We start from the raw sequence: 12,080 nt of genomic DNA on the forward strand, positions 1-12,080 counted from the left end.
AAGTACCTAGGTACACAACAATCATGGGTTATTGAGAGGAGAACAACCTATTGTCCAGACAAAAAAGATTGAAACGTAGGGTGAAGGCTTATTCTGCCAAAGCGGTTTCGACCGTTCTGGCGGGGGTTATGGTTCTGGGTGGAACAGGCGCGGCTTTTGCAGATAATTCTGCGAGCACTACAGCCAACCCGCCAGCGAATCAGAGCAATGTCTCCGCCCCTAGCGCATTTAGCGATGTAAAAACAGGCTTTTGGGCCGAAAAGCATATTTATAAATTAGCGGGGCAGGGGATTATTGTCGGCAACAACGGCTTGTTCCGTCCTGGCGACCCCGTAACCCAGCAGGAAGCTGTATTGATGGCACTGCGTTTCATGAAGCAGGCGGGCAATGCGGACCCTAATACACAAACCGTTCTTCCAACGGGATTTGAGGTATCGAATTACTACAAGTCCTACGTGGTTTATGCACTTCAGCAAGGCTTACTTGATAAGACTGCTGAATTGACAGCAGATAACAAAACTTCCTGGGGTGAGCGCAAAGCTTCCCGGGAGTGGATCGCAGAACTGCTGATCCGTTCACTCGACAAGAGTGCGGATGCAGTAGCGGCAGGGAATGCGTCGACGGGATTTGCTGATGATGCCAAGGTGTCCGCGAACAAACGCGGTTACATAAATTTGGCGGTTAGTCTAGGTCTGGCGAATGGGCTGGATGGCAACCGTTTTGATCCGCAGGGTGCTGTAACCCGTGCACAGCTGGCGACGTTCTTCAGCCGGGCAGAAGCACAGTCAGGGCTTGTATATGACAATACTGTGCAGGGCTATATCAGTGATCTGAAGAATGACAGATTATCTGTCTATGATAACGGAAATACGTCTGTGCATGGACTGAACGCCAGCACTGCATATTTTACCAGCACCTCCGAGAATCGAATCAATCTTAGCGATCTTCAACCGTACACGAAGGTAACAGTTATTGGGGCTACTTATAATGCTTCTTATGTGGAGATCACTGATCCGACACAACTAATTGAGAGCCTGACGGGTAATTTTGCTATGGTGGCTCCAGGCAATAAGTTATTCCTGAAGACATCCGCTGGTTTTCCAGAATATTATTATGACGATACAACGATTTTCGTCGATGCCAGCGGCAATAAAATTGAGCCGTCTTCGCTTGTGGCCGATAGTGTCCTAACATTGACACGGGAAACATACAGCGGTTCTCACAAGGTAGTAAAGGTCCAGGTCACCTCTGGTGTGATCAATAAGACAACAACAGGTACAATTCAAAGTGTAAACCTTACGGACAAGTCCATAACTTTCAAAAATGCTGCCGGTGTTCCAGAGACTTTCAAATGGGAAGATGGTAACTCATTGTTCAGCTCCCAGAACAGCGTTCTGCAGCCTGCTGATTTAAAGGTGGGTGCTGCAGTCAAATACACGATTCAAGAGAATGTAATCCGTACTGTAGAGGTTACCGAGGGAGTTGAGCGTACCGTTCAAGGCATGCTCAACGAGATTAGCGGTACAACCGTTGTGTATAAGAAAAAGGATGGCGGACGCGAGGTGAAGCTGCTGGCGGCCAAGCCGGCGATTGTTATTCCAGGCGTCACGAATCCTTCCAGTGATGATCTGGTGGCAGATGCCACTGGAGGAGACAATATACAGCTTACACTGGGTAGCGATGACCAGGTCACCAAGATCGAGGTCCTGAGCCGGCAAATCGACCAGTTCAGCGCGGCGACTATAGTAGATTATAATTCCAAAACACAGCTGCTGACGATTAAGGATGCGAGCGGCAAACCGCATGTCATTCAGCTAGATGATAAAACCAAGCTGGCATTTGACGGAATTGCTCCGAACCTGACGACAGTTGGAACCAGATTGACTGAGGGCCGTAAGGTAAACTTGAAGGCGCTGGGCATGCGGGCTCTTTCCCTGGAGCTTCTAACCAAATATGAAGGTACATTGACAGCCGTCAATACCTCCTCCAGAACGATGGTCATTAAGGTCAATGCCGGGGAAAGTCTTACTCTTCCTTATCCGACTTCGGTGGAGCAGTTTGGCAACAGCAACGCTACGATTTCCGATGTGCCCATTGGCAGTGGGGTAACGGCAGCACTGGGTACCAATCAGGATATCATCGCTGTACTAAAAGTGAAATCTGTTCTGCAGCTCGAGACTTCGATGGTCAATTCGGGTACCAACCGTATTGCGATTAAGGTCAATGGAAGCAGCAGCGAGATCAACACTACTCAGTTGCCTCTGAGCAACGAAGCCGGGCAGACCGCGAAGCTGACCGATATGAAGGCCGGAGACTTTGTGAACGTGACTTTTGAAGGTTCGACTCCACTTGCCATTCAGACCGTCAAGCTTACCACAGGCCCAGTTAACGGGGTGGATACGACAGCGGGCACGCTGACCGTGAAGGATTATTCAGGTGCCGTACAGACCTTCAATACTAGCAGCGGAATTAAAATTACTAGAGATGGCACAACAACGACGACCCTTGGAAGCTTGACTACAGCTGACCGGATTGAAGCCCGGAAAGATGCCAATGGTTCCACGATTGTACGGGTGCTGTCCCAAGCAAGCCGTATCTTCTCGCGTTACGAGGGTGCGTCGAACGAGATTGTAGTGAAGCGTGATAACATGAACGATAATTCCAATCGTTTCCGGGTGGCACCCAATGCATATATTCATCAAGGTGACACGACATTATCCGTGCAATCTCTCAAAGAAAATGATAAGATTATAATGTATTTCAATAACGATGTCGCAGTGGAAGTTGTGAAACAATAATTGCGAGTGGTGGATTTCCGTGAGAAACACCGTCTTGACGCAAGGGTTTGCCTGCGTCAAGACGTTTTTTTTGAAATATAGCAAGGTATGGTTATCCTTATCTATAGTTATGCATGATCCGTTCTTTCATGAGTTGAAATGTATGGAGAACTGCGCTATAATACATACTTTGTTTATATTTCCTTACATCAAATGGGAAGCGCTGGCATGTCCAGCGTAAATTGTGAAGCGGAGGGACGCTATGAAGGTTGCAGAAGTCCGCCACATTCTGGATACGATGGGTGACTTGTTTCCTGATGCGCATTGTGAGCTGAATCACAGCAACGCTTTTGAATTAACGATAGCCGTGCTGCTCTCAGCCCAATGTACGGATGCTACGGTGAACAAAGTGACCGTAGATCTGTTCCAAAAGTATAAGACTCCCCTGGACTACATCTCCGTACCGATAGAGGAGCTGGAAGGGGATATCCGGCGCATCGGCCTGTACCGCAACAAGGCAAAGCATATACAGAGTCTATGCTCCATCCTGATTGAGCAATATGGGGGAGAAATTCCTCAGGCTCATGATCAATTGGTTACACTGCCAGGTGTTGGTCGGAAGACTGCTAACGTGGTGGTGTCAAATGCTTTTGGTGTGCCTGCGATTGCTGTAGATACGCATGTGGAGCGGGTCGCGAAGCGGCTTGCCCTGGCAGGCTGGAAAGATTCTGTGCTGGAAGTGGAGAAGAAGCTGATGAAGGCGGTGCCGAAGGATGAATGGACGCTGACGCATCACCGGATCATTTTTTTCGGAAGATATCACTGCAAGGCCCAGAACCCGGGATGTCAGGTTTGTCCGCTTCTTGATGTATGCCGTGAGGGAAAGAAACGTATGAAATCGTCTGTGATCAGGAAAGATAAAGATCATATGCGAAAGAGCAAAGAGTTAGAGATGAAGAAGAGGATGGGATAGAGATGAAGTGCATTTCTGTGTACACTGACAATTTTGAAGTGTTTTCGGATATTTTTGACCGCGTAGTGGATAGCCCACTGGAAGAGAACGAAGAGCAGGAAGTTGAAGGCATTACGATCAGCCATTCCGGCGAAGTGCCTGAACACTACCTGGAGCGTATGTCACAAAAGCCTGAGGTAGTTGTCATGAGAGACAAATCCCGTGGTTTGACTATTCTCCAGCACGGCAAAGTATTCGAAATTCTGCTGCCTGAATTGGAAAGTGCATAACACATTCGGGATGTTCTGTGATTCATCCGTAAATGAAGGAGTCTGCCCCCTGGGCAGGCTCTTTTTTCGTATGAATAGGCACCCATTATGAAGAAGTTAGAGCTGTGGCTCTCTAAAGTGATGGTGGAGCGAGAGTGGGCATAATCTAACGTTATCAGCCTCTCTCACTTTATTTTCAAATCATTGCTCAGAGGGGGTGAACAAGGATGCTGAATAGGGATGTTGAGGAAGATTCATCAGATCGCTAAACGTCAGGGCAGTTCTGGTCTGTTCGTAAGGGATTATAGGTTATTTTGTAATTAGTGTGTATTTGATTTGTGGCAGACCGGTGATAAAATGGAATTATTCTATTCTTGCAGATTATAACGGGTCTTGCCAAGTATAACGGGAATAAATCATGTTATTTCGGCACTTTAGGTGCAGATTTGATATATAACGGGAATTTCTCCTGTTGTTCCGACATATTTGCTGCTATGTGAATCTGTTGATTGTTTTAACTGGATAAATTCCTGTTATTTGGATGTAAAAGGGAGTTTTCTGTGAATTAGCGGAAGTTTTTCCCGTTAATTCACTCAGTACGATTGGACTATAAGGCTAGAGTAGAGGTGGAGAGCGGATGGGAACGGAACAAGCCAAAGCAGAGAGAAAAGCCAGTAATGAAACAATAGCAGAGAGAACAGCCAGTAATGAAACCACAGCAGAGAGAAAAGCCAGTAATGAAACAATAGCAGAGAGAACAGCTAGTAGTGAAACCACAGCAGAGCTGTTGCAATTGAAAAAATTGTCCGAACGTTGGGGTGCAGGTGAGACTGGGCAGATTTTTGGTGATTTGCTGGAAAAAGAAAAGGCGAATGAACTGACGATTGCTTTTTGCGGACATTTTTCCGCTGGGAAATCCAGTATGATCAACAAACTGTGCGGAAGTACGGTGCTTCCCTCTGGCCCTGTTCCTACAAGTGCCAATATTGTATCGATCCGTAACGGTACCCCGCGTGTACTAATCTATCCTCGGACCGGAGCGGACGGGACTGAGGTGCCTTGGGAAACAACTCAGGAGCGGTTGCAGGAATACTGTCGCGATGGTGGGGAATATTCGGCGATTGAGGTCTGGGAGGATGCATCACTACTTGGTTCCTATGGGGTCTTGATGGATACGCCGGGCGTGGATTCTACAGATGACGGGCACCAGACAGCGACGCGTTCGGCACTTCATTTAGCGGACGTTGTGTTCTATGTTATGGATTATAACCATGTGCAATCGGAGAATAATCTGGCCTTTGCCAAAAATCTCAGTGATTGGGGTAAACCGTTATATCTGATCATCAACCAAATTGACAAGCACCGCGAACGGGAGATTTCCATCGCGGAATATCAAAAGCAACTGGAAAGCGCTTTCCATCACTGGGGGATTAAGCACAGCGGGATGCTGTTTACTTCGTTGAAGGTTAAGGAACATCCGCTGAACCAATGGGAAGAGTTGCTGAAGCTGATTACAAAGTTACTGTCCTCCAGGCAGGAATTGCTGCAATTCAGCTTATCGCGTTCCATTCATCATACAGGGGATGCTTTGCTGACATCGTTCCGCGAAGAGCAGCGTGAAGAGCGAGAGCAGTGGATGCAGCAACTGGATGGTACGAACCGTGAAGCCGTAGAGCGGGAACTGACTTCCCTTGAACAGGAGAAGAAGGCTTTGAAAGACCTTCCTGAGCACTCTAGGCAGCAGCTTCGCTCGTCACTGGAAAATCTGCTAGGTAATGCGAATCTCATGCCCGCCGATGTACGGGAGGCGGCTAGCGCTTATGTGGAGAGCATGAGCCCGGGATTCCGGCGGGGGCTGTTCTTCACCGCAGCCAAGCGGGAGAAGGAGCAGAGCGGGCGGCTTGCTGCCTGGCATGCGCTGCTGACCCGCGAGGTGTCCGCCCAGATTGAGTGGCATACAGGGCCACTTCTTCGTGAATGGGCGGAAGCTCTGGAGCTGTGGAGTGAGGAAGACGACACGAAGTTGAAGGCGGTCTTCCCGGCGGTGAGCCAGGAGTGGCTGGCAGCCTCGGTGAAGCCGGGGAGCGGACATACGGGTGAGGCGCTGCTCAATCTCTGCCGCAGTCTTGCGGCAGAGATCAAGAGCCGCTACCGCCGCGCCGCGCTGGATCTCGGCGATGAGCTGCTGGCGAAGCTGCCGCCGCTCATGGAAGAGCGGCGCGCAGATCTTGCGCGCCGCGAAGAAGCCCTCGCGCAGCAGGCATCCGCCGCTGCTGCGCTCGCCGCCCTGGACCGCGCAGCGGAGCTTCGCGCGGCCGAGCTCGCGGCGCTGCTGCCGCCGCGCCGCAGCCTCACCCCCGGCACCCTGCCGGAGGTGAGGACTGCCCAGCACGCGCCTGCCGCAGAGGCGGCGCGTGCTACCCGGCCGCAGCTGCACATAGCGGCCATTCCTTCCGCCGCCCCAGGCTGGGCGGCGGGAGCTGTGTCGCCGGCCGGTGGACGGCGACGGTTGTCCGCAGCCGCCGGTGCATTGGCGGCGGCAAGCGAACTGCTGCGCGGCGAGCCGGCCATGGCCTCAGCCGCGCGCAGCCTGGCGGCGCGGGCGGAGGACCTCGCCGGTGGCCGCTTTACACTGGCGCTGTTCGGAGCGTTCAGCGCCGGCAAATCCTCCTTCGCCAACGCCTTGCTGGGCGAAGAGGTACTGCCCGTGTCTCCTCATCCCGCCACGGCGGCGGTCAACCGCATTTTGGCGCCGGAAGGGGACTTCCGGCATGCCAGCGCGGTAGTGACCATGAAGTCGCAGGCTGATGTCTGGGATGACATCACCCATTCCTTCAGCGTGCTGGGGCTGGGTGTGCCGCAGCCCGAATCCTGGAGTGCGGCGTTGTCCAGTCTGCCCCTAGGGGGCATTCATCCCTCCGCACTGCCGCATGCCGGTTTCCTGCGGGCCGCAGCCGCCGGCTGGAAGGAAGCCGAGCCGCTGCTTGGAACCGTACGGACCGTTGGACTAGAAGAATACCGGCAACTGGTTGCAGAGGAGACGCGGGCCTGCTTTGTACAAGGTATTGATCTGTATTATGCCTGCCCGCTGACCGAGAGCGGCATTGTGCTGGTAGATACCCCTGGGGCGGACTCCCTGCATGCAAGGCACACTGGCGTCACTTTCGGATATATGAAGGAAGCCGATGCCATCGTATTTGTCACTTATTACAATCATGCCTTTTCCAAGGCCGACCGAGGGCTGCTGGCACAGCTGGGACGAATCAAGGACAGCTTCGCGCTGGATAAAATGTTCTTCATCATCAATGCCTCTGATCTGGCTTCTGGAGAAGAAGAACTGGAAGAGGTCCGGGTACATGTGGTCCGAAATTTGCGGGAAGGTGGACTGCATGCACCGCGCATTTATGCGCTGTCGAGTTTGCTTGCGCTGGAGGGAAAAACTTCAGGCGACCGTGATACTTACGAGAGTTCCCGTTTTCAGCATTTTGAGCAGGCCCTCTCTCAGTTTGCTGGTGATGAGTTGCCTCAATTATCGCTTGCTTCCGCGAAGGAGAGCCTGGCCTCAGTCGTCCACCGTGCAGAGGAATGGCAAGCTTTGGCTTCCCGCGAGGAGAGCCAGCGTGAGGCGGAAGCCATCCTGCTGAAGGAACGAATGGGGCATGCGGAAGAACGGCTGGTTCTTCTACAAACCGAAGCCCGTCCAATCCACAGTCTCCGCCGTGAAGGAGAAGAGCTGCTGTACCATGTGCGGCAGCGGATCGGGTTCACCTTCGGCCGTTTCTTCCAGGAATCCTTCCATCCTTCATTGCTGCGCGAAGAAGCCGGGAATCTGAAAGAAATCTTCTCGGCTTGTGGTGCGGAGCTGTGGCGGACGGTGCAGCGTGAACTGGAGCAGGAGCTATGGGCGACGACCCTTCGGCTTGAAGCGGCAGGGAACAGGTTGGTCCATGAAGCAGTGGCAGCTGCAGCAGCTGAGTTGCCCTTCATGGAGGGTGAAGCTCAGCTGGTGGATGATGAAGAAATCCGCTGGAGCTCACTGACCGGGATGGAATTGCGACTTCAGCCAGTACAGTGGACTTCCTTATGGGGAATGTTCAAGTCCCCGCGTCAATTCTTTGAAGGCGGCGGGCGGGACAAGGTCAAATCTGCAGTGGAGCCGCTATTGAAGGAGGCCGTTGCCGTTGCCGCGGCTGCCCAGGAGCCCAAACTGCTGGAACATTACGCGGTTAACGCCCAGGCAGCCCTGAACATCGCTGCGGATCGGCTGCGTGAAAGATTATCCGAACAGGAGGAAGCCATGTCGAATCTTCAGAAAGGGGGTGATTCGGCGGAGCGTTGGGGCGAATTGGCCTTACAATTGCGACGAATTGGAGAAACTTTCGACAATATACCGCGATGAAAAGTGAATATTGTAGTAAATTGTCGAAGAACACTTGCAATCTGGTGGATGATGGATGAAAATAAAGAAGTCTGAAAAATACATGGATACTGTCACTTTTGCTGAAAAAACCAGAAAGTGCCAGTCAATTGCCGAAAGAGGTTGAAATCGACAATGTGGGGAGCTCCTTTTTCAGCTCAAAGCCGCAAGCTGCTGCTGCTGGGCAGTGGTGAACTGGGTAAGGAAGTTATTATTGAAGCTCAACGCCTTGGCGTAGAGACCATTGCAGTAGATCGTTATGAGGGTGCTCCAGCCATGGGAGTGGCTCATCGCTCCCATGTGATTGACATGCTGGATGCGGATGCCCTTAAGGCGCTGATCCGTATGGAGAAGCCGGATGTCATTGTACCGGAGATTGAAGCCATTGCGACCCATGCTCTTCAGGAGCTGGAGGATGAAGGCTTCGTGGTTGTGCCGACGGCACGGGCAGCCCGGTTGACGATGGACCGTGAAGGCATTCGCCGCCTTGCCGCAGAGGAACTCGGTCTGCCAACTGCAGATTATCGCTTTGCGGATAGTTTGGACGAGCTACGGCAGGCTATCGCTGAACTTGGCACACCTTGTGTGATCAAGCCGATTATGAGCTCTTCCGGTAAAGGGCAGAGTGTTTGCCGGAATCCAGAGGATGCGGAGCATTGCTGGGACGTCGCTTTGGAAGGTGCAAGAGCTAAGGGAACCAGAGTCATCGTAGAAGCTTTTGTGACTTTTGAGAGTGAGATTACCTTGCTGACGGTTCGTTCGGTGTCGGGAACTGTATTTTGCCCACCCATCGGACATATTCAGAAGGACGGCGACTACGTGGAATCATGGCAGCCTCATCAGATGGACGAAGGTCAGCTAGCGGAAGCGCAAGCCATTGCCAAAGCGGTAACCGATCAGCTCGGCGGTCGTGGTATCTTTGGAGTGGAGTTGTTCCTAACGTCTAAAGGCGTGTTGTTCAGTGAAGTATCACCAAGGCCGCATGATACCGGTATGGTAACCATGGCCACACAGGATTTATCTCAATTTGCAGTACATGTCAGAGCCATTCTGGGATTTCCGCTGGAATGTGTTCAATTGCTCACACCCGGAGCATCGGCGACACTTAAGGCCGAGATTGCGGGACAAGCTTTTGCAGTAACCGGACTGGATGAGGCGCTCGCGCTTCCCCGCACGCAGGTCCGGGTGTTCGGTAAGCCGGAAGCCCGGCTCGGACGGAGAATGGCAGTAGCTTTAAGTGCGGCTGAAGATGTGGAAATTGCACGGACGGTCGCCAGGCAGGCAGCGTCTAAGCTTAAAGTGGAGGTATATGAGAATGGACAGTAGTACCCTAGCACCAGTACTGCAAATTCGCAAATGTGGCATGGAAGATCTGGAAGAAATAACAGCCCTACTACGGGAACTCGGTTATCCGACAACGGTTAATGTAATGAAAGAGAGACTTGAAGGCATGGAGAACAACCCTCTCCAATGTACACTTGTTGCTGAACTAGATAACGAAGTAGTGGGAATGATCGGCCTCAGGCAGGTAAGCTCCTTTTCCAAACAGCAGGAATCCATCACAGAGATTACTGCGCTCATCGTTTCGGAGGAAATCCGCGGCAACGGACTCGGCAAAAGACTAGTAGCTGCTGGAGAAGAATGGGCGCGTCATAAAGGCTGCTGCAAGCTGTTTTTGAGAAGCGGCAACCGTGTGGAACGTGCGCCAGCACATGCTTTTTACAAGCACATCGGGTTCGAAAAAACAGCAGGATACCGCTTTAACAAAGCGCTGCTATAATATTTCTGCGTTACCGATCATACCCATCCCGGATTGCGGGATGGTTTTTTTTTATTATCCACGAAATTTCTCCGCTCATAAAAGGCCATAACATAACTTAACCATAGATTAGACCGCATGAATCAGATAGAATGTACTTACTTACTGCACACCAGCGTTATAAAATAAACTTGAAGCAAATCACAACAGTGTGAGAGTAGCTTTATAACAAAACCAACCCAAAGAGGGATGATGCATGTACAAATTGATTCTTGCCGAAGATGAGGAAGATGTAAGAGAAGGAATTATCGGGCAGATCGACTGGGAGAAGTACGGATTTGAGGTTGTGGATCAGGCCGAGAATGGCCGGGAAGCGGCCGATGCTATTGACCGGCTGCTGCCGGACGTTGTGGTGACCGATATCCAGATGCCATTCATGAACGGATTACAGTTAGCCGAGTGGATACGCAGTCGCCATCCCAATACGAAGATCATTATTTTAACGGGGTTCGATGAGTTTGAATATGCCCAGCGGGCGATTAAATTGCAAATCGACGAATATATTTTGAAACCGTTTTCATCACAGGAATTAATAGATGTGCTGCTGAAAGTGAAGGGGTCGATAGAGTCGGAGATTGCGGAGAAAGAGAATATATTCGTGCTGAGCGAACATTATCGGAAGAGCCTTCCGGTCCTCCGCGAACAGTTTCTGTCCTCGCTGGTATCACGCCGACTAACCCGTTCCGAAATTGAGGAAAAGCGTGCAGAATACGACATTCCGCTGGAAGGACGATTGTTCCAAGCGTCAGTTATCAGTGTGGATTACATCCGGCATGGTGGCAGGGAGAACCCGGAAGCAGGCCGACCTGTATCGCTACGGGACACAGGTGATCGCAATTTGCAGCTCTTTGCTGTCCTAAATATTGCCGAGGAAATATGTGAGAAGCATGATTTCGGCAAAGTCTTTATTCATCGGGATAATGTAGTGCTACTATCTGTCAGCTCTGAGCAGGAAGAAGCAGAGATTACAGGCAAGACTTTCATGATTCTGGAGGAGATCGGACAGAATGTCCAGCGCTTCCTGAAGCTGACGGTTACTTCGGGCGCTGGTACGGTATGCCAGTCACCGGAGCTGCTGTTTAACTCCTTTGGGGACGCCTTGCAGGCACTGGACTATCGCGTGATTCTGGGGAATAACCGGGTGATCTGGATTGAGGATGTGGAGTCGAGATCGACACAAATGCTGGATTATGATGACCTGAGCCAGCAGTCACTGATTCGCACGATCAAGCTGGGAACGGTTCAGGAGCTGAAGACGGTAGTGGACGGGTTGTTCGCCGGGCTGGATATTGCCCAGGTTTCCATGCAAGATTATCAGATTTTTTTGCTGGAGATCATGACGTCCATTCTCCGGCTCGCGAAAGAAGCTGGCAATGAGACCGCGGAGCTATTTGGCTCGGGGCTTTCATCTTTAACGGATATGAACAAGTTCAACAATGTCGAAGAGGCGAAGCAGTGGATCATCAACTTGTGTACCCAGATCATGGACTCCATCGCGCTGGAGCGACAGTCGAGCTATAAGCAGCTTATTGATCAGGCCAAGGATTATATCCGCGATCATTACGAGGAATCCGACATCTCCATCGGGAAGGTCTGCCAGCATTTGCATATTAGCACGGGGTATTTCAGCAGTATTTTCAAAAAAGAAATGAAGACGACCTTTGTGAGCTATCTCTTGCAAATCCGTCTGGAAGCCGCCAAAGAGCTGCTTCGCTCCACCGAGCTCAAGGCGTTCGAGATTGCCGAGAAAATCGGTTTTGCCGACCCGAACTATTTCAGCTTCTGCTTCCGCAAGAAATATGGTTTTTCTCCCAAAGAGTACAAGAATAGCGCCAGAGGGGGATAA

The 12,080-nt window shown here is 51.3% G+C and carries 7 protein-coding genes; all 7 read left to right on the forward strand.

Annotation, left to right across the window (positions count from 1 at the left end; translation table 11 throughout):
- Window positions 1-50 precede the first annotated feature (50 nt).
- The 7 genes from ACFVRY_RS05200 (at window position 51) to ACFVRY_RS05230 (ending at window position 12,080) form a co-directional block, all read left to right on the forward strand.
- Window positions 51-2,798, forward strand: coding sequence for an S-layer homology domain-containing protein (locus ACFVRY_RS05200; RefSeq protein ID WP_387498018.1), 2,748 nt, complete (start codon window positions 51-53; stop codon window positions 2,796-2,798).
- 241 nt (window positions 2,799-3,039) lie between these two features.
- The gene (gene nth / locus ACFVRY_RS05205) at window positions 3,040-3,750 is read left to right on the forward strand and encodes an endonuclease III (RefSeq protein ID WP_387498020.1); all 711 of its coding nucleotides are present in this window, start codon (window positions 3,040-3,042) and stop codon (window positions 3,748-3,750) included.
- 2 nt (window positions 3,751-3,752) lie between these two features.
- Window positions 3,753-4,019, forward strand: a complete 267-nt coding sequence (locus ACFVRY_RS05210; RefSeq protein ID WP_066363024.1) for an NAD/NADP transhydrogenase alpha subunit — start codon at window positions 3,753-3,755, stop codon at window positions 4,017-4,019.
- Between the two features lie 616 nt (window positions 4,020-4,635).
- Complete coding sequence (locus ACFVRY_RS05215; protein ID WP_387498022.1) at window positions 4,636-8,397, forward strand: dynamin family protein; 3,762 nt, start codon at window positions 4,636-4,638, stop codon at window positions 8,395-8,397.
- A gap of 153 nt (window positions 8,398-8,550) precedes the next feature.
- Complete coding sequence (purT, locus tag ACFVRY_RS05220; protein WP_387498793.1) at window positions 8,551-9,741, forward strand: formate-dependent phosphoribosylglycinamide formyltransferase; 1,191 nt, start codon at window positions 8,551-8,553, stop codon at window positions 9,739-9,741.
- Window positions 9,731-10,195 (forward strand): GNAT family N-acetyltransferase, encoded by a 465-nt coding sequence (locus tag ACFVRY_RS05225; RefSeq protein WP_387498024.1) that lies wholly within the window; start codon window positions 9,731-9,733, stop codon window positions 10,193-10,195. Before purT ends, ACFVRY_RS05225 begins: the two co-directional genes overlap by 11 nt.
- Window positions 10,196-10,430: 235 nt before the next feature.
- Window positions 10,431-12,080 (forward strand): response regulator, encoded by a 1,650-nt coding sequence (locus ACFVRY_RS05230; protein ID WP_387498026.1) that lies wholly within the window; start codon window positions 10,431-10,433, stop codon window positions 12,078-12,080.

It is taken from the genome of Paenibacillus sp. NPDC057934, assembly GCF_042887565.1.
In the GTDB taxonomy this organism is placed as follows: domain Bacteria; phylum Bacillota; class Bacilli; order Paenibacillales; family Paenibacillaceae; genus Paenibacillus_AQ.

Excerpts from the sequence above, each read along its gene's own strand:
- nth (WP_387498020.1), top strand. The coding sequence starts at position 3,040 with ATGAAGGTTGCAGAAGTCCGCCACATTCTGGATACGATGGGTGACTTG.
- ACFVRY_RS05210 (WP_066363024.1), top strand. The coding sequence starts at position 3,753 with ATGAAGTGCATTTCTGTGTACACTGACAATTTTGAAGTGTTTTCGGAT.
- ACFVRY_RS05215 (WP_387498022.1), top strand. The coding sequence starts at position 4,636 with ATGGGAACGGAACAAGCCAAAGCAGAGAGAAAAGCCAGTAATGAAACA.
- purT (WP_387498793.1), top strand. The coding sequence starts at position 8,551 with ATGTGGGGAGCTCCTTTTTCAGCTCAAAGCCGCAAGCTGCTGCTGCTG.
- ACFVRY_RS05225 (WP_387498024.1), top strand. The coding sequence starts at position 9,731 with ATGGACAGTAGTACCCTAGCACCAGTACTGCAAATTCGCAAATGTGGC.
- ACFVRY_RS05230 (WP_387498026.1), top strand. The coding sequence starts at position 10,431 with ATGTACAAATTGATTCTTGCCGAAGATGAGGAAGATGTAAGAGAAGGA.